This is a genomic window from Pseudoalteromonas sp. MB47, from assembly GCF_011319765.1.
GTDB classification, from domain to species: domain Bacteria; phylum Pseudomonadota; class Gammaproteobacteria; order Enterobacterales; family Alteromonadaceae; genus Pseudoalteromonas; species Pseudoalteromonas simplex.
The window spans coordinates 22,561-49,542 of sequence record NZ_VFBD01000022.1 but is presented as its reverse complement, the minus strand read 5'-3'; the positions used below and the strand labels follow the sequence as shown (position 1 = coordinate 49,542).

Below are 26,982 nucleotides of genomic sequence, written 5' to 3'. Positions count from 1 at the left end.
ATAAACGACTACTATACTAACTTAATAAACTAAAACTCTTTTAGCCCTTTCTGTGCTGGGGCGATCATAGCGTTTGCATACATTTTTGTATAATTTTTTTGCCACACAACGCAGTAAAATGACTTATTTTATCTACTATCGTCAAACTAACATACTGAAAGAAATATTAAATAGCTTGTACATTTTGCTACATAGGTTTTCAGTTTTAGTTATTAAATTCCATTATTTAATTTACTCAATGACAAAAAAAGGGCCCGAAGGCCCTTTGCTACATAACACACTTAGGGAGTGTTTAGTCTCGTTTCATACGGCGACGAAGACCGGCAAAACCAGCTAATAACACTGTTATCCATGCTAAAGAGCCGCTTGAGCCAGAGCTTGATTGCGCTTCTTCAGGAACGACCGTTGTTTCTTCAGCCGTTACTGTCACAGCAACTCCTAGTTCCATCGCTTCTATTCCATCACTTACCAATACGGTAAACTGATGCTCACCAGCCGTTAGACCTGATACTTCAGTGATTGCTGATGTTGGACTTGCGATAGTACCTGGGCCTTGCCATGAGAAAGTTAACTCATCGTTATCTAAATCATGAGATGCTGAGGCATCTAGGGTAATAACGCTGCCTTCAGTGACTTGCTGAGAACTTGCTTCAACAACCACAACAGGTGCGTCGTTTACTGCCTCGACTGTTAACATAAAGGTTGTGCTTGCTGCGTCTGATGGGTATTCAATATCAGACACCTTTACAGTTACTTCTGTCTCACCAGAGAAGTTTTCATTTGGTGTAATAGTTACTGTATCGCCATCAACTTCGTAGCTTACATCATCAGAAATTACCGAGATTTCATTCTTCGAGTTCTTTTCATCAATGTGATGAACGTCGAAGCTAATCGGTGTTTCCTCAGTTGTCACCATATCATCAAGTGCAATCACTGTGATGTTACCAGGGATCGCCAGTGTTGCAGTTGAAGTCATGTCATTCAGACCCGAGATTGCTGCTTTAGCCGCAACTTCAAGTGTTTGACCTGTAGCGGTTGGCATAACTTCGGCCCATGCGGTGACTTCAAATTGTGATGACTCTGGACCAACATAGTCCATACATACTACGTATCCATCGCTGATTACTTCATCTAAGTTGTTATAAGCAATCTGAATACCGCGATAGCTTTCAAGAGGACCGTATTGATATTGTGCACCGCGGAAACCTTGTAAACCGATACTTCCAGCAGGACGAGTAGTACCAAAATCTAAATTATCGTATGCATAGTAAATTTCATGCTCGCCTTTACCAAAGCGCGTATTGGCATTAAACAGCACTTGGAAGTCAAATGAGTTATCACGTTTAGTGTAAGTGTATTGACCCGTTTCACGATCATAAACAGGGTTGTCGTAATCTGACGCGTTATCCCACTCAATAATACCCCAACCTGTTGTTGTACTTGCAAGTGAGATCCCTTCGTTAGACGATAAACCCACTGACATTACTGAACGTAATAAGCCGCTCTCTGCAAACTCCCAACCACGCCATAATGGACCCATATTCTCATAAGGGAATGTTTCATAAGGAAACGGATTATGCACTGGGAAGAAGTAACGACTACCGCCTGTATTCACTGTCCCCATACCACGAATTTGAATTATCGAGTTTTGGATATTTGTATTATCAGCATTGTTATACAGACTGAATGTGTCAAATGCACCATTGTAAAAGCTTGCTATTGGTAACGAATAACCACTTCGTGAATTATATAGATTACTTTCATCGAAGCCTGAAAGCATAGGCATAATGCCAAACTCAGATAAGTCGACATAACCGCCTGGGTTTGAGTTACCAAAATCAGGTGTACGACACATTTCATCAGTGATGTTATCAGTGACGATGTAATCTGGCTCTACATCTCGGGTATCCGCTTGTGTGCCCGTTACAATCACTTTACCGTCAGCAATTTCAACGTTGATTTCAGATGCTGTTGAAACCATTACATTTTCTGCTTTGATATCAAGACCAGCAGGAATATCAAGTTCTAGTGAGAACTCACGATCTATACCTGAGTTATTCGCTAATACTTCAAATGTGTAAGGCACCATATCGCCCACTTTTGCACCTGTATATGGCGCATCAAGGTGAGCAACATCATTGCCACGGTTAAGCTTAAATGGAATAGAGCCTAGGTTGCCATGATTTACGGCCGATGTGCCCACATCAAGCAAAGAGTAGTAAACGCTGTCTGAATCAAATTCCATATCCCAATTAACAGTCATTTCAACAGTGTTTTGGCCATCACTGCTAGGAAGGCTGGCTGTCATTCCTGACGCCTCTTGGTCAGACACAACGGCTGTGGCAAGTTTAAAGGTTTCTTCTAACGCACCAACCGATGATTCATTTGAGTTGTAAATTACAACCCAGTATTCACCTTCTTCTGGGTTGTTAATATTACAGAAGTTATTGTAAATGATATGGTTAGATACACATAAGATCTCGTCTTGCGGCTGAACAATACCATCACCGTTATAATCTTTACCTACATAGACGATAGCATTACCGACTTTTAAAGTACCTTCTAACTCGGATTCAACACCTACGCTTTCAGCAATAAAACGTTTTGCGTTCGCAGGCACAGTAACAAACTTAGTAAATGTTGCTTCATCTAGAATATCACTAGCATCAACTTCTTCTGTTCGATTCATAGCCCACGGGAAAGTACGCTCATCATCTTTTGGCAAAGTTACTGTAGTGATATCTGCTTTAACCGGCTCATATGCGCGTGCAACAGGTGCTTCAACACTCGGTAATACAATACCTTTAGCAACATAAGTGCCTACATTTGAATGAGCAGTTGTTTCTAATGAAGATGGTAAATTACCGCGGTCATATTTAAACGCTACTGGCCAATGTGCATCTGGGATACCAGCTTCTTCAGCTTGGAACACAAGGTTGGTATGAAGCTCAACTTCTGAGTTACTAAACCAATCTTGGGTATCCATGATTGATGCTTTAACAATGATTGTTTGCGTTTCACCTTTTTTCAGTGTGAAAGTTTTCGGGAAGATATCAATATTCACACCATTTTGAGCGGTTTGTGAATTAACATCAAATGCCCAGTTTTCAACATCTTCATGGCTTACAGTCCAGGTTCCATCTTCTGTTGCTTTGATAGTTCGAACCCATTGACACTCTGGTGCACAAGAAAAGTTAACCAAATTTGGTAAGTTAAGTTTGTGAGGTGTACCGCCATTATATGGATCAGCCGCTAAGAAGTTGTCGGCTGTTTCGTCCATAACAAAACCTGCTTCAGCTGCTAATGCAACATTGATTCGACCTGCACCAGCACGGTAAATTTTAGCATCAGCAACAACATCATTTTCACTGTTTAAACGATGGTACTTAACTACGTTTTCGGCAGTCATTGATAGTGCAGATTGAATCTCGGCCGCACTCCACTCAGGATGAATCTGACGCAGTAATGCCATTGCACCGGCAACATGAGGTGATGCCATAGACGTGCCGCTAATCGCTGCATAATCTTGACCATGTGGTGCCACAAAAGGATGCTCATCAGAGTATGCCGCATAAATATCAACACCAGGAGCTGCAAGTGTTGGAGCTAGTACTTCAACATTCGAATAAGATGGACCACGCGATGAGAAGGTTGCTAACCAATCAGCATCTTCAGCATCAACACGGCGCTCAATCACTGTTGGCTTAATAGTGATCATATGACCTTTCTCTGATGTGCTATCAACCCAATCTTCTAAACCGTCATCGGGCCACACACCATTCCATTGATCATAGGTAAAATGAACGCCTGGTAATGAGTAAGCCTCAGGTACTGTAGCTTGATCACTGTCACGGTTGAACATAATGAAACCATCAGCGCCACCGGCTTTTACATGATCTACTTTTGCGGTACGGGCATTGGCAGCTGTATCTGTAGCTGAGTGACGTTGACAGATTACAATAACATTCGTGCTGCCATCAGCCGCACCAGCTATTTCTGTCCCATCTTTGTAGAAATTAAACGTATTTTCAGGATAATCGGCAGTACAGTATCCATCAGAGTCTTTAAAGCCATTGACGTCTTCATAGTCTTTAGCCCAGACAACAACGCCGGTAATTTCTTCGCTATTAATGGCACCGCCAACTAACCCCATATCTGACCAACTTGGTACTTCAGAACCCATCGTTTCATCAGCAAAGCCCGCATATTCAACAGCAGTTTCAACGACAACAGTACGACCATGTGTTGTTGCTGCAACTTGCGCAAGCCACGGCGACGAGTTATCTAAATAGCCAAAACATTCAGCTGCGCCACACCCCTGACCGCTGTTACCTGCTGCCGCGGCAACGTTGATGCCCGCTTCACGCGCTGCTAAGAATGCAAGTTGTACTGGATCGGCCCAAACGTTTGAATCGGCTCCACCAATTGAGAAGTTGATTACATCAACCCCATCAGAAATTGCATCTTCAATACCAGCAACTAACGCTTCACCAGGACAACCTGCATATTCTTCACTTGATGGGTAACATACTTGATAAGAAATAATATTTGCATGCGGTGCAACACCTGAGATTTCAGGGAATAAACCCTCTTTCAAGATATTGCCATCAGTATTTTCACCAAAACTAGGTAGCATATATGGAACGTCTTTGACTACGTTACCTGCCGCAGTTGACGCAACATGCGAACCATGACCTTGATAATCTTCACCAATCGCTGGCCAGCCTGGGATCATGGCATCAAACGCATCTGTGATCACATCGTAAGAACGTACACCAATTAGTTTGTTATTACATTGAATCTCTTCTGGCTCTTCAACACAGTCACCAACATAAACGCCCGCACCAAATGGGTTTTCATGCTCATAACCATCAGCACCCACAGCTGCAAATGACGGGTGATCTGAGTTAATACCTGTATCAATAATACCTATGATTTGGCCTTCACCTTTGCCCTTGATCCCACTTGGAACACTTGTTCCATCCCAAATTTGATCAGCACCGATGTGCTTAGGGCCTTCATCTGAAAGTAAATCATAATTTTTAGAACGCATTACTGATACAACAGAGCCAAGCGAAGCGACCTGTAATGCCTCTTGCTCTGTCATTTTTACAGAGAAACCATTTAGCGCTTTAGTGAATTGACGGCGCATCTCTGTACGCCCTGTAACTGCCGTTACGTTTTGCATAACAGCACGTTGTTTCGAATAAAGCTTGTTTTGATATTCTGTAACGGCTGAAATTGCAGCCTGACCTTTTTCAAAAACTTTGGTAATACCTTGAGCTTGCATAGATTTTGATAAAGACGAAGTTAAGTCTCTAGCTTCAAGAGCAACAGAGTTATCACGTAAACGAATAATATAAATATGTTCGCCACCCAGACCTTCTTCTTTAAATTTGCTTGCTTGGCTATTTAATTGAACATTTAAACCATCGTTTTGTAGCATGCTTGAAGAGTTACCTTGCTCGAACTCTTTGGAAAATGCTTTCACTTCTTCAAATGTAATATTTGGTGCTTTTAATTGGTGCTTAACTTGATTGTTCTCAACACCGACTGCATGTGCAGCACTAGCACTATAGAGAGCTGCAGCAACAGCGATCGAAAGTGTTTTGACTTTCATAAAGTATCCCCTGGATAGTTAGTTTGAATAGTTATTCAAGCTTTTTGAATTTCCATTTCAACGCTTGTAGTAACAATATAACCACAGGGAGAATCAAAAATGACGTACATTCGTGTAGCGTTTTGTACACACTGTTAACATTAAAGTTACCAAAGGTGGGCTAATATAGCGTTTCTATATACAATATCTCTGAGTACAAAATAGAAGTAGCATATTTTATTTAGGTAAGAAATGAAGATAAAATTTATTTATTAATCAATTAATTATGATTATGCAGTGGTAAATTGCATAATTCTTATGCAACTATTACTTGAGCTGGCTCATGGTTTTCAAATTCGAAGCAGTAAAGGCTTTACCAGCGATGAGCAAAACTGTCATTTTGCAACATTGTGTTCTGGTAAAGCCTATCGTTTTTAGCGGTTTAACGCTTGCTGAGAAATCATTTCAGCAACACTACCCACTTGTACTGACATACTCTCTTGACTAGGCGGAAATGCCTTAAAGGTTTTTACAAACTCTGAAATTTGATTACCTGCAGGGCCTAAAATCCAACTACGGTTTTCAGCCCACTCATCATAACCCCTAGCATCAATGAAACGCTCAAATGGATCCATTTTTAAGTTAATAATGTAAGGTGAAGTAAGAGCTTGCTGTGTAGACCTAAACCAATGATTTTGTTCTGTAAAGATTAACTTCCAGTCACCGTAACGCATTCCATGAAAGGTAGTTTCGGTGAAGTAATAGAACTCTTTACGCTTTGTTTTACCATTGTTCAGTAAGATATCACTTTGATCGAAACCATCTAAATGAACCTTATACTTTTGACCATTGATTTTGGTACCTTTTAATAAATTAGCTTTTAAATCTTTATCGCCAACCCACGACATAATCGTTGGCATCCAATCTTCCATTGTCATGAACTCACCTGTGCTCACACCTTTAGGAATATGGTCCGGCCATTTAACAACCATAGGTACTCTGAAGCCACCTTCCCAGCCACCAACGCCTTTTTCACCATGAAATGGCTGATTACCACCATCTGGCCATGAGTTTGATGCGGCACCGTTGTCGGTAGAAAACATCACTATTGTGTTATCAGCGACTTTAAGTTCATCAAGTAAGTTAAGTAACTCACCTACATCATCATCCATTTCGGTCATACCATCAGCATATAAACCAAAGCCAGTTTTACCGTCATAAGCTTTATTAAGGTTAGTTTGGTAATGCATTCGAGTTGTGTTATGCCACACGAAGAAAGGTTTATTCTGTTTTACTGCATCACGAATAAAGCGTTTTGACTCTACAAGTACTTCTTGGTCTAAATTACGCTGACGCTCTTTCCCAAATGGGCCAAGATCTTTAATCTCTTGTTTGCCATTTCCAAGCGCTTTTGAATGAATGACTCCACGCATTTTTAAGCCTAACTTTTCTTGCGTTTTAGTGTCTTGAGGATAATCTTGCTGCTCTGGATACTCACCTGCATTGAGGTGATATAAGATACCAAAAAATTCATCAAAGCCATGATTTGTAGGTAAGTGTTCATCACGATCACCTAAGTGATTTTTACCGAATTGGCCTGTAACGTAACCTTTTGATTTGAGCATGGTTGCTAAGGTTGGATCTTTCTCTTGCAAACCTTGTGGTGCGCCAGGAAGACCTACTGTACTGAGACCTGTACGCATAGGATACTGACCAGTAATAAATGCAGCGCGGCCAGCAGTGCACGAGGCCTGTGCGTAATGATCCATAAATATCATGCCATCATTCGCAATGCTATCAATGTTCGGTGTACTGCCTCCCATCATACCTCGATGGTAAGCACTAATATTCCACATACCAACATCATCGCCCCAAATAACAAGTACATTGGGTTTTTCTGCAGCGACACTTGGTAAACTTAAGCCTAAAATGGCCACACAGGCCAGTATGTATTTAAACATCACTTTCTCCTTGAAAACTGACTAAAGCATTTGCCTTAGCTTCAAAAATCCCTCGCTTGCAGTCACCTTATACTGCTTTCTTAAGATATTCATACAAGTGATAAATTGTGCATGTTTAATACTATTAGAGCAGTCCCTATTTACAAGTTAAATATGGGGTAACTTTGATTTAAATATAAAAAAACCGAGCATAAAGCTCGGTTTATAAAACTAAGGGATGATTAAGCTTGCGGATAATCGCGGTATGCACGCTCAATTTTTTTCGCTTGCTTTTTAGACACACCAAGATGTGCTAAAGCAACACGTAAACGAGCACGCGATAAGTCAGAGCCTAAAATTTCCATCGCATCAAGTACTGATGTTGAAGATGTCTTACCTGTGATAGCCACAAAGATTGGCTCTAGGAAGTCTTTAATCTTCAACTCATGGAAAGTCGCCACTTCTTTTGCGATAGCAAAAATCGCTGGTTTTTCCCAACTACGTAAACCTTCTAATTGCCAGATGAAGAACTGTAATGCTTGACGGATTACATCTTCATCAGCTTTACCTGCTGTTAATAGCGCAGGATCATAACTTGGAATACCACCTACAAAGTGGCCCGCAAGGTCAACCATGTCAGAAAGCGTATTAATACGTGTTTTAGCTTCTGGCAATACTTTAGCGAATAGCTCGGTATTAAATTTCCAATCAACAAAACGCTGCATTAGCTCTGCATCAGATAAGTTTTCACGGATCCACATACCGTTTAACCAACTAAGCTTATCGATATCGAAAATTGGGCCGCCAAGCGACACTCGTTTCATATCAAAGTGTTCAATCATCTCTGCTAAGGTGAACTTTTCACGCTCGTCTGGCATTGACCAACCCATACGGCCTAAATAGTTTAATAGTGCCTCTGGAAGGTAACCCATTTCTTTATAGTAGTTGATTGAAGTTGGGTTTTTACGCTTCGATAATTTTGACTTATCTGGGTTACGCAGTAACGGTAAGTGACCTAGTACTGGCGCTTCCCAACCGAAGTCTTCATATAATTTTAATAGCTTAGGCGCTGAATTGATCCACTCTTCACCACGGAAAATGTGGCTAATTTGCATGTGATGATCATCAACAACGTTGGCAAGGAAGTAAGTTGGGAAACCATCTGCTTTAAGTAGCACTTGCATGTCTACATTTTCCCATGGGATCTCAATTTCGCCACGTAGGTAGTCGTTAAACTTAAACGTGCCTTCGCTTGGGATCTTCATACGGATTACGTAAGGCTTACCCGCTTCAAGGTTTGCTTTAATTTCATCTTCAGAAAGATTTAAACCACGACCATCGTATTTAGGGCGTAGACCTTCGGCCATTTGCTCTTCACGCATTTGGTCTAGTTCTTCGCTCGTAGCAAAACAGTAAAAAGCTTTACCCTGTTCAACTAACTGATGCGCGAATTTTTTATATAAATCGCTACGCTCAGATTGACGGTATGGGCCAAACTCACCGCCTACATCTGGACCGTGATCCCAGTTTAAGCCTAACCATTGTAAGCTATCCATAATAGCTTGCTCTGATTCTGGCGTACTACGAACTTGGTCTGTATCTTCAATACGTAACACAAACTCACCGCCTTGCTGCTTAGCAAAACAGTAGTTAAATAATGCGATATATGCAGTACCTAGGTGCGGGTCGCCAGTCGGTGACGGAGCAACACGGGTGCGAATTGTCATGGTTATATCTCTCAAAAGACAATTAAAAAATTTGCCCAAATGCTAGCACAGCACGGGCTATAATCGAAGTGAAAAGCCGCTTTATGCCGCGACTTTATCTAAATAAGCAATGATATCGTTTGATTCATACAACCAAGTCACTTGGCCGTTTTCTTCAATGCGTAAACAAGGAACTTTTACTTTTCCGCCCTGCTCTAATAGCTCTTGGCGAAATTGCTCGTTATCTTTGGCATCACGGGTTTCAACTGAAAGGCCTTGACGTTTAATGGCACGGCGTACTTTCACGCAAAATGGACAGGCTTTAAATTGATATAGTTTAAATTGTGATGTCACTGAATCAAGCGCGGCTTGCTCTGCTGCTGGGCGCTTTTTACTACGTGGCGTGAATACAAAATCAAAAAACAAAATGATGCGGCCTAACAACCAACGAACAAACTTCATCTTACCTTCTCATAGGGTTCAAAAAAATAGTGGGCAATTTTAACACAGCTAAGCGCGCTGCAACACCTTAAAACAGCTCAATTGAATCATCTTGAGGTTGGCTTTGTTGAATATCTAGTTCGGAATAGGCAGTGACACAATTACGACCGCTGTTTTTAGAATGGTATAAGGCCTGGTCGGCTTTTTGCACAAGGCTGGCAACCATTTCAAACTCGTAGATTGGCATAAAACCACTACTCACTGTTAAGTTGCCTACTTGAGGAAATGGGTATTGAGCAACACAGGAGCGAAAACGATTAAGTGCATTTCGTGCATCTAACTCGTCACTTGCTTGAAATAACACAGAAAACTCTTCGCCGCCGTAGCGAAAAACGTAATCTTCAATACGAAAGTTATTTTTTAAAAGCTGTGCCACAAGTAAAATAACCTCATCACCAATTACATGACCATAGTTATCATTAACACGTTTAAAATGATCAATATCAACCATAGCAAGGAACCAATGACACTGCTTAGAGTCATGCTCGACCGCTGTATTGGCAGCTATCTCAATCACTTTTTTATCAAATGTTTGCCTGTTAAGAAGTTCAGTAAGTGGATCCTGCTGTGATTTATGTAATAAAGAGAGCTGATTCGCATAGATATTCAGCATATAAATAGCTAGCATACTGCAGCGCTCGGTTAACTCTTTATCAGATTCAACAACAAGTATACCGACAACATTGCCAGTGTAATAAATTGGCACATATGTCGATATCACCCCACAATCACGGCTAATCCGAATTTTATTGCGACTGACTTTTGCCAATAAGTCTAGGACTTCTTGCTCGCTAAGCTCCTCAATGGCTGTGTTCTTATTTAACAGCCGTGCGGGAAGACCAATATTAAAGGTTTTATTAATATAGATTGCAAAACGTGTAAACTCACCTAATTCAGCAACAGCATTTATCAGTGCACTGTCTAACTCAGGCTCTTCTTCCTGTTGCGTTATAGTGACTACCCAGTCATGCCCGCAAGCATTAGAAGCCATTTAGAAGCCCCCAAAATAAAACATAACTTTAGTTTAGTTAAGTTTGCTAGAATTACTAAAAAACTATAACAAAATCATATCATCTCGGTGAATGACTTCACTGCTTGGTGCAAATACAAGCAACTCAGTTATTTGCGATGAATGACAGCCTTTAATTTGATCAATTTCTTGATGGTTAAAGTTAACAAGGCCTTTAGCAATACATTGCCCTTGGCAGGTCACCACTTCAATCACATCACCACGCTCAAACTGCCCTTTCACAGTCTTTACGCCTTTTGCCAGTAAGCTTGCGCCACGTTCTCTAAGCGCAAGGCTTGCGCCATCATCAATTACTAATTGCCCCGTACTTTTAGGTCCTGCAAGTAACCACTTTTTGCGGCCATCTTTTGGTGCGGTGAGTTTTAAAAAGCGTGTACCAGGGAGCTTGTCGGCCATGCAATTTAAAATCACATTTTTGCCTGCGCCTTTGGCAATAATTACCTCAACACCGGCGCGACGTGCAATATCGGCTGCTTGCAGTTTGGTTGCCATACCACCGGTACCTAGGGTGGTGCCACTGCCACCAGCGAGCTCTCTGAGCTCATCATTAATATGCTCAACTTCATTGATAAGTGTTGCATTGGCATCAGAGCGAGGATCGCCTGTAAATAAGCCTTCTTGGTCAGTTAACAATAACAGCTTTTCAGCATTCGCTAATATTGCGACTAAAGCAGATAAGTTATCGTTATCACCGACTTTAATTTCGGCGGTGGCTACAGCGTCGTTCTCGTTGATAATTGGCACCACATTGTGAGCGAGTAGTGCATTTAAAGTATCGCGAGCATTTAAGTAACGTTCACGGTCTTCTACATCGGCGCGGGTCAGTAGCATTTGCCCTACATTCACACCATACAAAGCAAACAGACTCTGCCAAATATGAATAAGCTGCCCTTGGCCAATTGCGGCAAGCATTTGTTTTTCAATCAAAGAGCGACCACAGGGGGTAATGAGTTGCTCGCGACCTGCAGCAACCGCGCCGCTTGATACTAAAACAACCTGATAACCCTGTTTTTTTAATTCACAACATTGGCGAACAAGTTCAACCATGTGTGCTTTATCTAATTTGTCGGTACCGCCTGTCAGCACGCTTGTGCCCAGCTTTACAACAACGACGTGTGGCCTTTGCATTTGATTCTTATATTCTGTAATTAAAGTAGAAAGATTATACCCAAGCTACCTCAATATGCAGAATTCAGCGTTTCACAGGTATTTAATATCAAGGCGTTACTTTGCAAGAATGGCAGTCCCTTTTAAGAAGTAACAACGATGAGAGTAAGTGCCTGTGAAGCGCCCAAAGGGTTGGTTTAAAAGCGATTTATACTGCGTTCTTGATTTTAACAATAGAACCACTATTATTTGCAATCAATGCCTTGCCTAAATCGCTTTTAATTCCAACTGAAACTCGCATATTGAGGTAGTTTGGGTATATTTATACCAGCTAACAGTTTTTGAACAAGTTAAAAAAATTCATGCTAGGATCGCGCTCTCGTTTTTTTACTCAATAGCGACACCTATGCCAGCCAGTTTATGCTTAATTATTGCGACCTTTTTATGGGGTAGCTCTTACATTGCTTTAAAGCATGCAATCAATGTTTATGATCCTGTGTTAGTGATTTTTTTAAGAATGCTAACCACCCTATTGATTAGCTTATGTTTATGGCGCTATATAATCCGCTTTGAGTTCAAACCAGGCGACTGGAAGTACTTAATTGGTATGTCACTGGCTGAGCCTTGTTTCTATTATTTATTTGAAGGGCATGCTCTTGAATACACTTCAGCATCGCAAGCTGGGGTAATTGTCTCTTGTTTACCAATTATCGTCGCTATTTTGGCGTTCTTAATATTAAAAGAGTACATCAGTAAAGCCATCGTCGTTGGCTTTACCTTATGTATTGGTGGCAGTATTTTATTAACGCTATTATCACCAAGCACAGAGCAAGCCCCTAACCCACTGCTTGGTAACTTTTTAGAGTTGATGGCGATGGTATGCGCCGCGTTTTATACCGTGAGCGTAAAACACTTAGTCGCTCGTTACTCACCGCTGACCTTAATAGCAATTCAAGGGTTTAGTGGTAGCTTGTTCTTCGCGCCTTTTTTATTTTTCATCGAACTACCCAGCGAAAACCAGCACGATTTAAGTGCCCTACTGAGCATTTTATATTTAGGCTCATGTGTCACTTTAGGCGGCTATGGCATGTACAATTACGCCATCAGTAAGGTGTCGGTATTAACCGCTGCCGCTTACTCAAACCTCATTCCAATTTTTGCGTTGATTTTGTCTGCCATTTTACTTGGCGAAGTTCTGACACTTTGGCAATGGGTGAGTATTGCGGTGGTATTTGCCGGTGTTATTGTTAGCCAACGTCATCAAGAACTGAAAGTTGACGTAGACGATAATTTATCAGCCGACACCAATAATCTAAAATCAGTCCCAGAAGCTAACGAGTCAAAAGGGTAACAGGTTAATAAATAAAGGCCTGATTGTGCTAAAAAGCCCTGTTCGCTTTGATGAATAACATCAATGCTACGAACTTGATAGTGCTCAATCTGGCCACTTTGCAACTGCATACTGAACTGCTCCCCCACTGCGACATGTTTTAGAAATGCAAAGTGGGTGTCGTTATGGCCAGCTATTAACACCCCTTTTGAGCTGCCTAGTTCACCGCTTGGCAAAAAATGCCCCGGGGCAAACGCGAGGTTTCGCCCCGATGCACCAGCAAGTACAGTCAACTCTTGCTGCTGGCTTGGCCAATTTATGTGTGCAGTGACATAACCATCGGCGTAAAACCAAGGCCTTACTTGCTGATTAGGACTTTGCAAAGCTTGCTGCCAAGCAGATTCAATCAGAGCCTGAGCCAGCCAAGCTTTCGCCTGCATATAGCCACCATTCACAAACAATGCGATGCCAAGTAAGGCGCTGCAAACTGGCAGCGCTTTTTTTAGCGTCGCCATTGCCATAACCACGAGAATGAAAGCAGCAACAATCCTAGTAACATAAACACCCGGCTTTGTCCGTCGGTTTGCGGTAGCGTCATGCCGTTAGGAAGTTTGTTGCGTACTTGCATTGAACGCTCTGCAATCTCATTATCCGCATAGTTATCAACTGCAATAAAGGCTGTAAAAGGGCTAAGTAAATGATGCTGAAGTGCTAATGTCTCGACTTCTGCGCGTACCGCATCCTTTTCATTATAAAGCAGTAGTGACTTAATTTTTTGTCTTGCCCAGAGTCTAGCGATACCTTCGCCGTTTGCAGCATTGGCCGTTGCTAAATTAATCGTCATTGGCCCTGTGTTTGTTTGCCCCTTTAATGTTAAGTGCTGACTGCCATCAAGCTTTATGGCAACCAAAACCGGCTCTGAAAAATACAAATCAGGTAATGGCGATGGCCAATACTCAAGGACTGCTTTATCACCTTCAAGTGCAAGTTCTGTAACCGCGGGATGCGCTAATTTATCAAATAGCAGCTGCATTTTGGGCTGTACTTGGCTGGTGCTACTTATAAAAGTGAATGTACCACGGCCAATATCAGCAGCTCTGGTCATAAAAAAGCTATTAGGTGCGCTACCAATACCGACGGTAAAGAGTCGGCTGTCACCTAAATCTGTTTGAATTTGTTTAAATAGCTGCGTTTCGTTACCCACACTGCCATCGGTTAAAAACACCACTTGGCGTACAAAGCCATCATGCTGTTTACCATCAAGTACCTGAGTCAGTGCTTTTGCTATTTCGGTGCCGCCATCGGCTTGTAAGCCATAAATAAAGCGCTCTGCACGGCGAATGTTAAAGTCATTGGCAATCATTGGCGTGTCACTTAATACCGACACTTCATTATCAAAGCCTATGATGTTAAAACTGTCATTTTCATCCAATAATGAAAGGGCATAAAACAAGGCTTGTTTAGCCTGCTCCATTGATTGGCTATGCATTGAGCCAGAGGTATCTACAACAAACACCATTTCGCGAGGCAGACGAGCTTGCGAAGTAAAGTGATCGCTTGGCGGTACTAACATCAGTAAACCATATTCTTGCCCTGCTACTGTTTCGGTAAAAAATGCAGCCTGAGAGTGGGCTTTATCAAGGGGCTTAAATGTCAGCTCAAAGTCTCTATCCATTGGAACATCACGATTAAGTGATAACTGGTACCGACCAAAGCTTGGGTTATCGATTTGCATGCCCGCTAAATTAGCGCTGATATCACTCAGCTCAAGGCCTATATCCATCGAAATAGCAAGGTTTAGGCTCGCATCAGACTCTTGGCTTTGTGCACGATGAAAAACAGGCTTTAGCCACGCTGATGCCAATTGCGCTGTATCAGCTGTTGCGTCGCTCTGTTGTTCTGTGCCTTTTGTTTCTAGATTCACTTTTTGCTGCAGTTCTGCCGTTAAAGGTTCGTAGCGCGGAGTAATAGTGGTTGGAAAACGCAGTGAAAACACACCATCTCGAAAACCGATTATCTCTTGGTATTGCAAGGTAATTTCAATCTCTTCCCCTGCTCCAAGGTTTGCTACATCAGTAGAGAAAATGTTCGCGCGTTGCTGACGTACTAAAGCGGCGCGTTTACCCTGTTTTTGGGCTTGCTCAAATTGCTGTTCAGCCTGCTGCTTAAGGGCAATATTACCGGTGATAATGCGCTCACCAATTTGCATTTGCATGGCATGAACTGCGCTTTCATCTGGTAACGGAAACACATATCGGGCATTAACCGCAAACGGGTGCGGGTTTTGATAACGCTGTTTAACAACAACATGATTAATAAGCCCAGTGAGCGTCATAGTGACATCGTTTTTCACTAATAAGCCCGACGACACTTGGCTATTAGAATCATCATAAAAACGTAGTTCGGCACTGGCATTGGCTGCAAATGCAGGGTTAACTGCATAACCTAATAAGAGGATAAAAAGGCTCCCAAAAAGGAGCCTTTTGGTACGGTTACTCAACATAATATGTCACTCCATCGACCGATGAATTAGTGGTTACTTTGTGCTGTGCGTAAGCTGCTTTGTGAAACAGGGCGTGTCGTTAAGGTTACGCGGCGGTCAAACACGTTGTCTTCGTAGTTATTTGAATCGGCAACACTTTGCTGCTCACCAAAGGCGGTAGCGGTTAAGCGCGTATGAGGCACACCTTGTTTAATTAAGTAGCTTTGCACTGCATTTACACGCTGTTTTGAGAGCATTAAATTAGCCAACTCATCACCACGCTGATCTGCAAAGCCATTTAAGTCGATAGCCAGATTTGGCTGAGCAATAAGTAACTGTGCGACTTTATTAAGCTGGTTAGCAAAGTGTGGGGCAATTTCGCTAGAGCCAGTTTTAAACTGTACCGTCATGGCCAATAAGGTGTTCAATTGGGCTTGTAGTAACTGCTCTTTTTCGTCAGCTAATAATTCAAGCTGCTCACTTAAGGCGGCGTTATCGGCAATCACTTGTTGGTAATCAGCGGTTTGCTCTTTCATTACAACTAATGCGTGTGCTTGTTCATCAATGGTGTTGTCTGCCGCTTCTTTTTCGCCAATTAAGCCACCAGCAAACGCGCCAATAAATGCACCCACTGGGCCGCCGACTAGGCCGCCAACAACGGCACCTGCACCTAAGCCAATGGCTGTTTCTTTTGGTGTTTCTTGTTTAGCTTGACTCGCAGCGTCTGCAAAAGGGGCTACAGATACAGCAGACGTGATAACAGCGGCAATAATTAATTTTTTCATGGTTTAATCCTTTTTCTACTTAATTGCTTGGCAACATTGGTTGGTGTTGCGAACTTGGTATGGAGCTATTAAAACAAGTCGAAATGGCAATAAAGGGGATCAAAAAAGGCAAACTGCTGAGCAATTGTGGCAGAAAAATGGCAATCGCGTTTTTGCCAGTACGCAAGGCAAAAAATTAGGTATAGTTCGCTATAGAAAGAATTTAAGTAAGTATTAACAATGAAGAAAATAGCAATCGTTGAAGATGAAACAGCAATCCGCGAAAACTACACAGAAATGCTCAGCGCTCAGGGCTATCAGGTTGTAGGCTTTGCTGACAGAGCCAGTGCTGAACTGGCATTTAGTCAATCTTTACCAGATTTAGCCATTGTTGATATTGGCCTTGGCCATGAAGTAGATGGTGGTTTTTTACTTTGCCAAACATTACGCGGTCTTTCTAAAACCTTACCGATTATATTTTTAACCGCCCGCGATAGTGAAATTGATACCGTATGTGGCCTGCGCATGGGTGCTGACGATTACTTAACCAAAGACATCAGTATGGCGCATCTTGCTGCTCGCATTGGTGCCTTGTTTAGACGCCTTGATGCTTTCGATCAACCCGCCGATCAAACTGCTCTTTTGCATCGTGGCCCGTTAAAGTTAGATACCCAGCGCATGCAGGTTTTTTGGCAAGAGCAACTGGTTGATTTAACTGTGACAGAATTTTGGATGGTACATTCACTTGCACAGCGTCCAGGCCATGTAAAAAGCCGCAACGAATTAATGAGTGATGCGAAAATTTATGTTGATGACAGCACTATTACTTCACACGTAAAACGCATTCGTAAAAAGTTTATTGCTTTAGATGGTGCATTTGACTGCATTGATACCGTTTACGGTATGGGTTATCGCTGGGAGCAAGCTTAATGCTGCGTTTGGGGCTTAGAACAAAGTTCATTTTCTTATCCTGCTTTTTATTTTTATTGCCTTGGCTTGGCTATGAGTATGTTTGGGAAATGGAAAAGTTCTTAAGACAAGGGCAAGAAAAAACCTTAGTGGGCACCACCCGCGCACTCGCAACCGCATTACATGAGCGCCCTGCTTTGTTTGACTCGCAAACCAACTTTTTAGATCAAGTTGTAAAAGGCCGAGATTTATATGCCTATAACCTAAATAACCCGATTCAACTTGATGGTAAATTGTCAGAGTGGCAGCCTTATCAAAACCTATTTTGGCATTACGACGAGCGCTATTTACAGGGGTTAAGCCATGAGCATCATGATAGTGATCTAAGTTTTGATCATATGGTGGGCAAATACGAAAACTACCTCTATGCGGCTTTTAAAGTCACTGACAGCTCACTGGTGTATCGTGCTAAAAATGTGCTTAGCTTTACCCGTAATGATCACTTACAGATCATGTTAAAAACACCTGAAGGTGAATTTAAACGTTATGTGGTGGCCGCCCGCCAAGATGGTTGGGTTAATGCCTTTGATGCTGCTACACAAGAGCCGGTCACTAAAATCCAAGGCTATTTTAAAAGCACCAACGCGGGTTACAACATAGAGCTGCGTTTTCCACTTTCGATGCTAGGTAATAAGCTTGGTTTTGCTATTGAAGATTGGGATGAAGACAAGGTTGAGCCTCAGCTTATGTCGACCTCAAATCTACAAAACCCCAATGATATCGGCTCTGTTTTAGTGCCTTCGCCAGAAATTAACCGTATCTTGAAAGGCATGGGCCACAGTGGCAGCCGAATTTGGGTCGTCGATAACCATCATCGTGTACTTGCACAATCTGGCTCAATTCATCATGCCGATGGCGTTTGGGCAGACGGCCTAAAAGATGCGCCCGCAACAACCTGGTGGCAACGCTTTGAGCAAGATTACTTACACCCACTTTACTATAAAATTTTAACTCGCCCAGAAAATGAGTTTATTGATACCTTACATGATGTCGCAGCGATGCAAGGTACTCACATAGCCAGCGCTTTAAATGGTAAACCCGCATCATCATGGCGCTTAACCCCAGATAACAAAGCCGTTATTTTATCGGCGGCCTACCCTATTTGGATCCAAGACAAAGTAATAGGTGCAGTAATCGCAGAAGAAACCACCAACGGCGTGCGTACTCTGCGTAATAAATCGTTAGAAAAGCTATTTAATGTCATTTTAGCGGTGATGCTTGTTGGTACTGTGACACTGTTCTTTTTTGCTTCAAGAATTTCCAGCCGTATTCGCCGCTTACGTGACAACGCCGAACAAGCCATTGATGCTCAAGGGCGGATCACCGGCAAAATTACTTATGCCGATTCGAATGACGAAATTGGCGATCTTTCTCGCAGCTTTGCCAACATTGTTAGCCGTTTAAGTGGTTATACTGATTACTTAGAAAATATGTCATCACGACTCTCCCATGAACTTCGTACGCCCGTGGCTGTTGTGCGCTCATCGCTTGAAAATTTACAAATGCAGCCGCAATCTGAACTGAGTCAAAAATACCTCGACCGTGCTAGTGAAGGGGTTGAGCGGTTAGGTAAAATTATTACCACCATGAGTGAAGCAACGCGCCTTGAACAAAGTATTCAAAGTGCCGAGGCAGAAGAGTTTGACCTGACCAAGGTGATCACCGGCTGCATGCAGGGCTATCAAATAACCTATGGTGAAAGCCTATTTACATTGTCGCTTTGTAAAGAGCCGTTAAATGTTAGTGGCGCACCAGAATTTATTGCCCAATTACTCGATAAGCTCATCAACAACGCACTTGAGTTTAAAACCTCGCAAAGCACAATTTCAGTCAGCTTAACCAAGCAAGAGCACCATGCATTATTAACAATCAGCAACCAAGGACCTCTGCTCCCTGACGGTTTAGTTGAACACATTTTCGACTCAATGGTCTCGGTGAGAAGTCAGCAACATCAGCAGCAGCCCCACTTGGGTTTAGGTCTTTATATTGTAAGGCTTATTTGCGATTACCATCACGGTAAAGTATTGGCCGAAAATTTAGCTGATGGCACAGGTGTTGTGTTTACTGTGGAGCTGCCTATTAAATAAGCATATTTGCGTTACATATGATTACAGTTTAATGACTGGGTATTCACCGATAATTCAGATTACAGGACGTAATATTTGTAATACAAAAGGCAAATTATTCTTTGGAGGGCATCATGCGATCTGGATTACAACGTGAAGAGATTGAATTCATTATGGGGCTGTTTAGCTATAATGAAGCAACCGATAAACCAGCGGCTCCAAAAAAGCAGCCTGTAAAAGCTGACACTAAAAAAGTTGATACAGCGCAATATAAAGCAAACTACAAAGCAACTTATTTGACCTGAGTAAGCTGAGATCATTACAATGGCGCACCTTTGGAATATAACGCCTTGTAATGAAAAAACACTCACCTAAAAAAGAACTGATTTTACTGCCCGTTTTATTCGTGGCTATTTTACTTTGTGTTGCAGGTCACTTCCTACTCCAGCCTAACTACCAAGACAGCCATACCGTTGAGTATTTACTCGCTGCACTGCCATTTGCCTTGTTTGGATTGGTGATTATCGCCTTTAAAGTTGCCAGTAAAAACGATAACCAAGAATAGATCACAACACGTGATAGCCAAACCAATCGGGCTTCATTGCTTGAGCTTGCCCGCTTGGCGTTAATTTGATTGATAAGTTGCTATCTAACAAATCAATCGCAAAACAATCGTCTACATCGTGTAAGTCATCTTTATGAAGATGAGTCATTCCCGCCAATAAAGACTCTTTAGCGCGTTGCTTTGCTTCTTCACTGCTACGCGCAACGTACAATGCAAAATCATGCTGCTCTGCAAGGCTATCAGCTCGGTAAGCACCCAAATTCACAAAATACAGTTTTTCGGCTTGGTGATGCGCACTATCAACCACTTCGACCTGATAACCATCAATGTGCTGAATTTGCATGTAGCTATCCATGTGTACGTTGCTTTTATCACCCACCCATTGTGCTTTTAGTTTTGAGTAGGTTTGCTCAATGCTATCGCCTACGACAAATCGAACGTCGTGCATTTCAATGTGGCAACCTTGAATACGACCGCCCAGATAGACTAAAAAAAGCGCCATGTTTTTCCTTATATTAAGCTTTCAACATTAATGTTGTGCTTTTTGATTAATTTATAAAAATCTGAGCGATTACGTTTCGCAAGCTTTGCGGCTTCTGCAACATTACCCGCTGACATTTTCAGCGTATTAATTAAATAATCTCGCTCAAATTCTTTTTTTGCATCATTTAACGAAAGTGGCTCAGCAATACTAACATTACTATTTAATGCACTCTCAACTAACTGAGCAGCTATCACTTTACCAGGTGTAAGGGCTACTACCTGCTCTATCACATTTTGTAATTGACGGATATTACCCGGCCAATCATAGCGCACCAAAGCATGCATCGCATCATTGGCAAACTGCTTTTGCTCTTGCCCCATACGTTTAGCAATTAGACCTGCAAAATGCTGTGCTAGCAAACTAATATCTTCTCGGCGTTCACAAAGCGGAGGCAGTTTTAAGTTCACCACATTTAATCGGTAATATAAATCTTCACGGAACTGCTGATTATTGATTGCCTCTGGGAGGTTCTTATGAGTCGCTGACACCACCCGCACATCAATTGGGATTTCTTCTTGAAAGCCTACAGGACGAATGGTTTTCTCTTGTAAAACCCTCAGCAGCTTTACTTGTAAATTTAGCGGCATATCACCTATTTCGTCCAGAAAAAGGGTCCCACCTTGAGCTTGTTGAAACAAACCTTGATGGTCTTTTACTGCGCCTGTAAACGCGCCTTTTTTATGCCCAAACAATTCAGACTCTAAAAGCTCCCCCGGCACAGCGCCACAGTTAATTGCCACAAATGGCCCATCACTAACATGGCTATGTTGATGTATCGCTTGTGCAAGCAGCTCTTTACCTGTGCCGCTAGCACCGGAGATCAACACATTCACTTGCGTTGGACCAAGCAATTTAACTTGCTCAAGTAAATGCAACATCGCGCCGCTACGGGTGACAATATTTGTTTGTGTCGGTGTTTCATCACCGTGTACACCATGGATCTCAATAGCTTTAGCAAGGCTGTCGAACAGCTCATCTTTATCAACTGGTTTGGTAATAAATGCAAAAATACCTTGCTTCGTCGCTTCCACTGCATCAGGTATCGAACCATGTGCTGTCATCATAATCACCGGCATTGAAGGGTAACGACTTTGTAACTGGCGATGTAGAGCCATGCCGTCCATTTCATCCATTCTTAAGTCAGTGATCACCGCATCATAGGTTTGGTTTTTTAGTGTTTGTAATGCCTCAATGCCACTTTCAACTGTGTTTACCAAATAGCCTTTAGACTCAATTCTAATCGCTAGTAACTTTAATAAACTCGCATCGTCATCTACTAATAAAACCCGTGGTTTTGTTACTTCATTCATGGTTACTGCTCCTTGGTCTCTTCACGTAGCAGAAGTTGTTGTTCGATAGTCGCAAGCGACGATAAGGTTTTTTCCATTTCATCACTCAGTGCTTGCTTAGCTTGTTTTGCCGCTAAATTCTGTTGTAAATATTGCTTTTGTAACCATAGATACTGCTTAATATCATCTGGCCAATAAAAAGCATGGTCACTTTTTTCAAGCTGACTAAGAGCTTTTTCTGGCTCTGAAGCACCGAGTAAACAAATCGACTCAAACAGACGCTTTAGCTCATTTTCGCCAACATAATTTGCTTTATCAGAGCTTGCTTTAAAGCCACCGCACTTGGCAGCATGCCAAGCAATGACTGTACTTGCAGGCGGATATAACGGCTCACTTTTCGGCCGAGGCTTGGGGTTAGGTTGCCCTTGAGGTTTCACTTCTGCTGCCGGCTCTATTTGCTCTGCCTCAACATGCTTTTGCGTGATCGTGCACCCTGTTATAAAAAGTGTGCCTATAACAAGCATAAAACTGGCTTTATTCGCTAAGCCCATATCAGTTAACTCCTTGGGTTAATTGAATTGGTAAAATGGCTGTAAATACACATCCTTGCGGGTCATTATCAGTAATAGAGAGCTTACCGTTTAATTGTTCAACGGTTTCTTTAACTATGGTTAAACCAAGCCCGCTGCCCATTTCAGTATGTTGTTTTGCATTCTTACCTTGGTAAAAAGCCCCAAACACGGCGGCTTTTTCAGTATCTTCTATGCCTATTCCTAAGTCGCTGACACTCAAAATTAACTGTCCCTGCTTTAAGCTTGCTTTTATTGTCACTGACTCATGTTCTGGCGAAAACTTTAACGCATTTGAGGTAAGCTGAATAAGCACCATTTCAAGTAGCTCAATTGAGATAAACAAAGCTTTATTTGGTAATTCATTCACCCACACAATGGATAAGTCACGCGCTGATAATCGGTGCTCAAAATGACGCTCAATTTTGTTCATCATCAAATTAAAGTTAAGCTCGCTTAGGCTTTGCTTACTGGTGCGAATGGCGTTGTAACTCAATAAGCTTTCAATCATGGCTCTGAGTCGCACCATACTTTGCGTTATTAGCTCAAGAACGGCTTGTTGCTCGCTATTGATAGGACCAACAATTTCATCTGCGAGTAAGTCTGTGCCTTCAACCATCGAAGCTAGGGGCGTTTTTAATTCATGTGTCACATGGCGTAAAAACGTATCTTTTTGCTGCTCAAGCATATGTAACTGCGCTTGAACCCACTCTAATTTATTACCTAATTCAACTAACTCTGACGAGCCGCGAACTTGAATTTTTTGCTGCCAGTGACCTTGTCCAAGTTTATCAATCACATGTGTGAGTTCTCTGAGCCGCCCGCTGATCCGCCAAAGAAAGCCGCCCCCGACCAATAACGTGAGTGGAATTAACGCAACTAACCAATTAATAAATGAAGCTTGAAGCGCTTTTAATTGCTGCTGATTTTTTGTGATGCGCAATTCATTTTGCTCTTTGAGCCAATTTGTTTGCTCACTGATAAGCTTACTAGCGGGTGCAAACAGCTCACCATCTTGCTTTTGTTCTATTAATAAATGCTGATGCGCAAATTGTAACACCTCAGCCAATTGCCGCCACTGCGAGACATAATCAGCGGTTGGGCTTAAGAAAATGAGCTCATCGACACTTTGCAATGACGATTGCCACTTGTTGGCAATCAAGCTATCGAGGGATTCACTTTTAAGCACCCAGTTTTGTCGAGTTGCTCGTTCAAGGCTATTTAAGTCTTGTTTGAGGTTGTTAAATGCTTTAGTAATCTCGTAATTGTCACCGACGATTTCTTGAGTCACTGCAAGCTGCTTATTGAGCGCATTTAAAAATAAAATCACCACCAAAGATAACGGTAGTAAAGACAGCAAAATGCTACAGACGAACTGGCCAATAAGACTAGGTCGCCAATTGAGTAACTGTTTTATTTTTATCGCTACTGTATTTTGCATATTCACTCTCAACATAATTGCAGATGCTGATTATTAGCGAACAAACTTAGACACTCGCTGAATCCGACCTTAAAAAGTACTGATTTTCCCCCAAAAACCGATACAAAGTTGCTATTTGGCAACAAACTAACTCATTGAAATAAAATAGATAAACTTTTAACACCTGAAAATCGTTGCAAAAAAGACACAACACCCTGTAACTATTTCGCATTCAAAACCACACAAAAACCATAACTAACTGATAATTAATAACTTTTAATATTGGCACTGATTTTGATTAGTACTAAGCAAATTAGTTATTTAGGACACAAAATGAAAGTAACGGCCCCGGTAGCCACCCTGCTTATAAGTCTGTTCTCAGTTCATAGTTACGCACTTGATTTGCAGACAACATTTAATGAGCTAGATAAAGACAGCAATGGTTTTTTGAGTGAGGCAGAAGCATCTGAAGATGCCTTGTTGCACGGCAACTTTACGCAAATTGATAGTAATCAAAATGGCCAAATTTCATTTTCTGAGTTTCAGTCGTTTATTCAATAGGAGATTGTAATGAAACAACTTTTAGCTGCATTCTCGCTGATGTTTTTAGTTATCAGCGCCACCGTTTTAGCATCACAAATGGATGTTCGATTTGCTAAATTTGATACAAACGCCGATGGCGAGATTTCATTAACTGAAGCAACCAAACACGATAACTTACTTAAGCAATTTGCCGATCTGGATGAAAACGGCGATCAGGTTTTGTCTGAACAAGAGTTTGAAAAATTCAAACCTTAACGGCTTAAAGTGCTTGCCATAATCCCAGAGGGAATGTGTAAACGGATTTAAATTTTGGGAGTTAAATTATGGCAAGCACTTTTATTTAGGAGGCAATTATGAGAATTTTCTGGCTTGCTCCATGCACCTTAATTACTATAAGCTTCAATAGCTTAGCATTGGACGTAAAACAACGCTTTGATCACCTAGATAAAGATAAAAATGGCTTTTTATCTGAGCAGGAACTGTCATCGCAACCGCACTTGCAAAAACGCATAGCGCAATGGGATACAGATAAAGATCAACAAATCTCGCTCCTTGAGTTTAAACACTATTTAACAAACAAGAGTTAAAGTAATGTCAAAATTAACCTTTGCCAGCCTAGTTTTAAGTTGTGCATTTAGCACAATGAGTTTTGCTGCAGATAGTATTGGTGAAAAATTTAAACAACTTGATCGTAATGACGATGGTTACCTGACTCGCTCAGAGTCTGCGAGAGACCCAGCTCTGTGGTCGCGATTTAAAAATTACGACAGTGATAAAGATAATAAATTATCCCTCAGTGAGTTTAAGATTTATGCGAGCAAATAAAGAGTTATAGTTAATTATTAATCTCTGCTGAGTTGCAGTTTACTGCAACTCTGATACTGTTTTCATAAATCAATAAAAACTATTAGAAGATTATGAAACTCATCATCAGCTTACTCGCAACAGCTTCACTTAGCTGCTTTGCCAACACCACTGTTATTTATAATGTAAATGGCTATACGCCTACCTATAAAGGCGAAACCCAACACTTTTCTGCACTGGTTTTTAAAGACGGTAAAATCGTAAAAACAGGCAATGACTCAATTAAAAATAGCTTCCCTGATGCCACCGCAATTGATGGCAAGCAAGCCACATTATTACCAGGCTTAGTCGATGCTCATGGCCATGTGATTGGTTTAGGAAATAACCTTTCACAACTTGATGTAAGGAATACGCGCTCGGCAGATGAGGTTGGCAAAATGCTGGCTGAGTTTGCCAAAGATAAACAAAGTTGGATCATTGGTCGCGGTTGGAACCAAGAGCAATGGCCTGGCGGTGAGTTTCCAACTGCAGCTGATTTAGACAAATACGTAAAAGACAAACCTGTGGTGCTTTCTCGCGTTGATGGTCATGCTGTGTGGGTTAACTCAAAAGCCATGGAACTTGCAGGTATTGCCAAACAAACTCCCTCTCCTGCTGGCGGTGAAATTTTAAAGCTAGATTCTGGCTTACCTTCAGGGGTATTCATTGATAAAGCCGAAACGCTTATTACTCAGCATGTACCAAAAGTAAGCCATGCCAGCATAAATACAGCCTTAGATAATGCAGGTAAACATCTACTAAGTTTAGGCATCACATCAACCCATGATGCCGGTATCGATTACGACACGTGGCAAGTATACAAGCAGCGCTCTGAGCAAAGTACTCTTCCTGTCAGAATCGTAGCCATGCTAAGTGCTGCCGATCCTCAATTAGAAACCATGCTCAAAGCGGGTAAATATAAAGACATGAATGACATGCTGTCGATTCGCAGTGTCAAAGTGTATGCGGATGGCGCTTTGGGAAGCCGAGGCGCAGCCCTCATTGAAGAGTACGCTGATCGTAAAAATCATCATGGCTTAATGCTTGAAACTCAAGAAAAGCTTGAGCAGCTATTTAACCTAAGCTTTTCCCATGGCTTTAGTGCAAACACTCATGCAATTGGTGATAAAGCCAATCACGTAGTACTCGATGCGTATGAAAATGTGTTCAAAAAAACCGGTGGGATTTTACTTCGTAACCGAATTGAACATGCACAAATTGTGACTCCTGAAGATATTCCTCGTTTTAAAACATTAAAAATTATTCCATCAATGCAGCCTGTTCATGCAACCTCTGATATGCATATGGCAGAGCAGCGCCTGACTGAAAAACAGCTTGAAGGGGCGTATGCTTGGAAGACCTTTTTAGCACAAGGCTCAGTGATTGCAGCGGGTTCTGACTTTCCAGTGGAGCTTGCTAACCCATTTGATGGTTTATATTCGGCCATCACCCGAATGGATCATAATCAATTACCAGAAGGCGGCTGGCGACCACAAGAGCTGCTATCGCGTGATGAGGCTTTGCGTGCATTTACTTTAGGTGGTGCTTATGCTGCACATCAAGAGTTTAAGGTAGGCAGTTTAGAGCAAGGTAAATGGGCTGACTTTATTTTGATTGATAAAGACTATTACAAAGCGCCAATCTCAGAGATCCACGATATAAATGTGACGCAAACTTGGATTGCGGGCGAGCTGAAATATAAAAAAGAGGAATAA

General features: G+C 41.8%; 23 protein-coding genes. 10 read left to right on the top strand and 13 right to left on the bottom strand.

The genetic code is table 11. The features are described from left to right. Positions 1-292: 292 nt before the first annotated feature. The 6 genes from IMPJCBKJ_RS20840 to proB form a co-directional block, all read right to left on the bottom strand. The gene (locus IMPJCBKJ_RS20840; protein ID WP_166340630.1) at positions 293-5,620 is read right to left on the bottom strand and encodes a S8 family serine peptidase; all 5,328 of its coding nucleotides are present in this window, start codon (positions 5,618-5,620) and stop codon (positions 293-295) included. 413 nt (positions 5,621-6,033) lie between these two features. Continuing rightward, positions 6,034-7,560 carry an arylsulfatase gene (locus IMPJCBKJ_RS12830; RefSeq protein ID WP_166340629.1) on the bottom strand — a complete coding sequence of 509 codons (1,527 nt, stop codon included), beginning with the start codon at positions 7,558-7,560 and terminating at the stop codon, positions 6,034-6,036. Between the two features lie 221 nt (positions 7,561-7,781). Next, complete coding sequence (gene gltX / locus IMPJCBKJ_RS12825; protein WP_054551203.1) at positions 7,782-9,266, bottom strand: glutamate--tRNA ligase; 1,485 nt, start codon at positions 9,264-9,266, stop codon at positions 7,782-7,784. Positions 9,267-9,347: 81 nt separating this feature from the next. Then, positions 9,348-9,707, bottom strand: coding sequence for a glutathione S-transferase N-terminal domain-containing protein (locus tag IMPJCBKJ_RS12820; protein WP_054551202.1), 360 nt, complete (start codon positions 9,705-9,707; stop codon positions 9,348-9,350). 67 nt (positions 9,708-9,774) lie between these two features. Further along, positions 9,775-10,737, bottom strand: a complete 963-nt coding sequence (locus IMPJCBKJ_RS12815; RefSeq protein WP_054551201.1) for a GGDEF domain-containing protein — start codon at positions 10,735-10,737, stop codon at positions 9,775-9,777. A gap of 63 nt (positions 10,738-10,800) precedes the next feature. Beyond that, positions 10,801-11,904, bottom strand: a complete 1,104-nt coding sequence (gene proB, locus IMPJCBKJ_RS12810) for a glutamate 5-kinase (protein WP_054551200.1) — start codon at positions 11,902-11,904, stop codon at positions 10,801-10,803. Between the two features lie 385 nt (positions 11,905-12,289). Here proB and IMPJCBKJ_RS12805 point away from each other — a divergent pair, with 385 nt between their 5' ends. Next, positions 12,290-13,234 carry a DMT family transporter gene (locus IMPJCBKJ_RS12805; protein WP_054551338.1) on the top strand — a complete coding sequence of 315 codons (945 nt, stop codon included), beginning with the start codon at positions 12,290-12,292 and terminating at the stop codon, positions 13,232-13,234. Here the strand turns inward: IMPJCBKJ_RS12805 and IMPJCBKJ_RS12800 are convergent. Genes IMPJCBKJ_RS12800 through pdsO form a run of 3 tightly spaced genes read right to left on the bottom strand, consistent with a single transcriptional unit; the run spans position 13,144 to position 16,480 of the window. Then, positions 13,144-13,728 carry a class GN sortase gene (locus IMPJCBKJ_RS12800; RefSeq protein WP_166340628.1) on the bottom strand — a complete coding sequence of 195 codons (585 nt, stop codon included), beginning with the start codon at positions 13,726-13,728 and terminating at the stop codon, positions 13,144-13,146. The two genes, IMPJCBKJ_RS12805 and IMPJCBKJ_RS12800, sit on opposite strands and share 91 nt — an antisense overlap. Then, the gene (locus tag IMPJCBKJ_RS12795) at positions 13,716-15,716 is read right to left on the bottom strand and encodes a marine proteobacterial sortase target protein (RefSeq protein WP_166340627.1); all 2,001 of its coding nucleotides are present in this window, start codon (positions 15,714-15,716) and stop codon (positions 13,716-13,718) included. The genes IMPJCBKJ_RS12800 and IMPJCBKJ_RS12795 overlap by 13 nt, the downstream gene beginning before the upstream one ends. A gap of 26 nt (positions 15,717-15,742) precedes the next feature. After that, positions 15,743-16,480 carry a sortase-associated OmpA-like protein PdsO gene (pdsO, locus tag IMPJCBKJ_RS12790; RefSeq protein WP_054551198.1) on the bottom strand — a complete coding sequence of 246 codons (738 nt, stop codon included), beginning with the start codon at positions 16,478-16,480 and terminating at the stop codon, positions 15,743-15,745. 219 nt (positions 16,481-16,699) lie between these two features. On the opposite strand from pdsO, the gene pdsR reads away from it, so the two are divergent. The 4 genes from pdsR to IMPJCBKJ_RS12770 all read left to right on the top strand — a co-directional run bounded on the left by pdsR (position 16,700) and on the right by IMPJCBKJ_RS12770 (position 20,059). Then, on the top strand, positions 16,700-17,389 hold the full coding sequence (gene pdsR, locus IMPJCBKJ_RS12785; protein WP_138616368.1) for a proteobacterial dedicated sortase system response regulator: 690 nt from the start codon (positions 16,700-16,702) through the stop codon (positions 17,387-17,389). After that, a complete protein-coding gene (gene pdsS, locus IMPJCBKJ_RS12780) occupies positions 17,389-19,515 on the top strand; it encodes a proteobacterial dedicated sortase system histidine kinase (protein ID WP_166340626.1) in 2,127 nt (708 codons plus the stop codon). Before pdsR ends, pdsS begins: the two co-directional genes overlap by 1 nt. 113 nt (positions 19,516-19,628) lie before the next feature. Continuing rightward, positions 19,629-19,799, top strand: a complete 171-nt coding sequence (locus IMPJCBKJ_RS12775; protein ID WP_156426462.1) for a hypothetical protein — start codon at positions 19,629-19,631, stop codon at positions 19,797-19,799. Between the two features lie 50 nt (positions 19,800-19,849). Beyond that, on the top strand, positions 19,850-20,059 hold the full coding sequence (locus tag IMPJCBKJ_RS12770) for a hypothetical protein (protein WP_054551195.1): 210 nt from the start codon (positions 19,850-19,852) through the stop codon (positions 20,057-20,059). 1 nt (position 20,060) lies between these two features. Here the strand turns inward: IMPJCBKJ_RS12770 and IMPJCBKJ_RS12765 are convergent, their stop codons facing one another. From IMPJCBKJ_RS12765 to IMPJCBKJ_RS12750, 4 genes are read right to left on the bottom strand one after another with little or no spacing between them, the layout of a single operon-like run. Continuing rightward, entirely contained in the window at positions 20,061-20,561 is a 501-nt protein-coding gene (locus IMPJCBKJ_RS12765; RefSeq protein ID WP_054551194.1) for a DUF1543 domain-containing protein, read from the bottom strand. 8 nt (positions 20,562-20,569) lie between these two features. After that, positions 20,570-21,913 carry a sigma 54-interacting transcriptional regulator gene (locus tag IMPJCBKJ_RS12760; protein WP_054551193.1) on the bottom strand — a complete coding sequence of 448 codons (1,344 nt, stop codon included), beginning with the start codon at positions 21,911-21,913 and terminating at the stop codon, positions 20,570-20,572. Positions 21,914-21,915: 2 nt separating this feature from the next. Continuing rightward, positions 21,916-22,443 carry a hypothetical protein gene (locus IMPJCBKJ_RS12755; protein WP_166340625.1) on the bottom strand — a complete coding sequence of 176 codons (528 nt, stop codon included), beginning with the start codon at positions 22,441-22,443 and terminating at the stop codon, positions 21,916-21,918. A gap of 1 nt (position 22,444) precedes the next feature. Then, positions 22,445-23,902 (bottom strand): HAMP domain-containing sensor histidine kinase, encoded by a 1,458-nt coding sequence (locus IMPJCBKJ_RS12750; protein ID WP_166340624.1) that lies wholly within the window; start codon positions 23,900-23,902, stop codon positions 22,445-22,447. Positions 23,903-24,214: 312 nt separating this feature from the next. On the opposite strand from IMPJCBKJ_RS12750, the gene IMPJCBKJ_RS12745 reads away from it, so the two are divergent. The 5 genes from IMPJCBKJ_RS12745 (at position 24,215) to IMPJCBKJ_RS12725 (ending at position 26,982) form a co-directional block, all read left to right on the top strand. Then, entirely contained in the window at positions 24,215-24,442 is a 228-nt protein-coding gene (locus IMPJCBKJ_RS12745) for a cag pathogenicity island protein Cag25 (RefSeq protein WP_054551190.1), read from the top strand. A 9-nt stretch (positions 24,443-24,451) separates the two neighbouring features. Next, entirely contained in the window at positions 24,452-24,679 is a 228-nt protein-coding gene (locus IMPJCBKJ_RS12740; RefSeq protein WP_054551189.1) for a hypothetical protein, read from the top strand. A 98-nt stretch (positions 24,680-24,777) separates the two neighbouring features. Then, the gene (locus IMPJCBKJ_RS12735) at positions 24,778-25,011 is read left to right on the top strand and encodes an EF-hand domain-containing protein (protein WP_054551188.1); all 234 of its coding nucleotides are present in this window, start codon (positions 24,778-24,780) and stop codon (positions 25,009-25,011) included. 4 nt (positions 25,012-25,015) lie between these two features. After that, positions 25,016-25,249 carry an EF-hand domain-containing protein gene (locus tag IMPJCBKJ_RS12730; protein WP_054551187.1) on the top strand — a complete coding sequence of 78 codons (234 nt, stop codon included), beginning with the start codon at positions 25,016-25,018 and terminating at the stop codon, positions 25,247-25,249. A 92-nt stretch (positions 25,250-25,341) separates the two neighbouring features. Next, complete coding sequence (locus IMPJCBKJ_RS12725) at positions 25,342-26,982, top strand: amidohydrolase (protein ID WP_166340623.1); 1,641 nt, start codon at positions 25,342-25,344, stop codon at positions 26,980-26,982.

What these genes read in the sequence shown, in the direction of transcription:
- IMPJCBKJ_RS20840 (WP_166340630.1), bottom strand. Translation starts at nt 5,620, where the DNA reads ATGAAAGTCAAAACACTTTCGATCGCTGTTGCTGCAGCTCTCTATAGT.
- IMPJCBKJ_RS12830 (WP_166340629.1), bottom strand. Translation starts at nt 7,560, where the DNA reads ATGTTTAAATACATACTGGCCTGTGTGGCCATTTTAGGCTTAAGTTTA.
- gltX (WP_054551203.1), bottom strand. Translation starts at nt 9,266, where the DNA reads ATGACAATTCGCACCCGTGTTGCTCCGTCACCGACTGGCGACCCGCAC.
- IMPJCBKJ_RS12820 (WP_054551202.1), bottom strand. Translation starts at nt 9,707, where the DNA reads ATGAAGTTTGTTCGTTGGTTGTTAGGCCGCATCATTTTGTTTTTTGAT.
- IMPJCBKJ_RS12815 (WP_054551201.1), bottom strand. Translation starts at nt 10,737, where the DNA reads ATGGCTTCTAATGCTTGCGGGCATGACTGGGTAGTCACTATAACGCAA.
- proB (WP_054551200.1), bottom strand. Translation starts at nt 11,904, where the DNA reads ATGCAAAGGCCACACGTCGTTGTTGTAAAGCTGGGCACAAGCGTGCTG.
- IMPJCBKJ_RS12805 (WP_054551338.1), top strand. Translation starts at nt 12,290, where the DNA reads ATGCCAGCCAGTTTATGCTTAATTATTGCGACCTTTTTATGGGGTAGC.
- IMPJCBKJ_RS12800 (WP_166340628.1), bottom strand. Translation starts at nt 13,728, where the DNA reads ATGGCGACGCTAAAAAAAGCGCTGCCAGTTTGCAGCGCCTTACTTGGC.
- IMPJCBKJ_RS12795 (WP_166340627.1), bottom strand. Translation starts at nt 15,716, where the DNA reads ATGTTGAGTAACCGTACCAAAAGGCTCCTTTTTGGGAGCCTTTTTATC.
- pdsO (WP_054551198.1), bottom strand. Translation starts at nt 16,480, where the DNA reads ATGAAAAAATTAATTATTGCCGCTGTTATCACGTCTGCTGTATCTGTA.
- pdsR (WP_138616368.1), top strand. Translation starts at nt 16,700, where the DNA reads ATGAAGAAAATAGCAATCGTTGAAGATGAAACAGCAATCCGCGAAAAC.
- pdsS (WP_166340626.1), top strand. Translation starts at nt 17,389, where the DNA reads ATGCTGCGTTTGGGGCTTAGAACAAAGTTCATTTTCTTATCCTGCTTT.
- IMPJCBKJ_RS12775 (WP_156426462.1), top strand. Translation starts at nt 19,629, where the DNA reads ATGCGATCTGGATTACAACGTGAAGAGATTGAATTCATTATGGGGCTG.
- IMPJCBKJ_RS12770 (WP_054551195.1), top strand. Translation starts at nt 19,850, where the DNA reads ATGAAAAAACACTCACCTAAAAAAGAACTGATTTTACTGCCCGTTTTA.
- IMPJCBKJ_RS12765 (WP_054551194.1), bottom strand. Translation starts at nt 20,561, where the DNA reads ATGGCGCTTTTTTTAGTCTATCTGGGCGGTCGTATTCAAGGTTGCCAC.
- IMPJCBKJ_RS12760 (WP_054551193.1), bottom strand. Translation starts at nt 21,913, where the DNA reads ATGAATGAAGTAACAAAACCACGGGTTTTATTAGTAGATGACGATGCG.
- IMPJCBKJ_RS12755 (WP_166340625.1), bottom strand. Translation starts at nt 22,443, where the DNA reads ATGGGCTTAGCGAATAAAGCCAGTTTTATGCTTGTTATAGGCACACTT.
- IMPJCBKJ_RS12750 (WP_166340624.1), bottom strand. Translation starts at nt 23,902, where the DNA reads ATGCAAAATACAGTAGCGATAAAAATAAAACAGTTACTCAATTGGCGA.
- IMPJCBKJ_RS12745 (WP_054551190.1), top strand. Translation starts at nt 24,215, where the DNA reads ATGAAAGTAACGGCCCCGGTAGCCACCCTGCTTATAAGTCTGTTCTCA.
- IMPJCBKJ_RS12740 (WP_054551189.1), top strand. Translation starts at nt 24,452, where the DNA reads ATGAAACAACTTTTAGCTGCATTCTCGCTGATGTTTTTAGTTATCAGC.
- IMPJCBKJ_RS12735 (WP_054551188.1), top strand. Translation starts at nt 24,778, where the DNA reads ATGAGAATTTTCTGGCTTGCTCCATGCACCTTAATTACTATAAGCTTC.
- IMPJCBKJ_RS12730 (WP_054551187.1), top strand. Translation starts at nt 25,016, where the DNA reads ATGTCAAAATTAACCTTTGCCAGCCTAGTTTTAAGTTGTGCATTTAGC.
- IMPJCBKJ_RS12725 (WP_166340623.1), top strand. Translation starts at nt 25,342, where the DNA reads ATGAAACTCATCATCAGCTTACTCGCAACAGCTTCACTTAGCTGCTTT.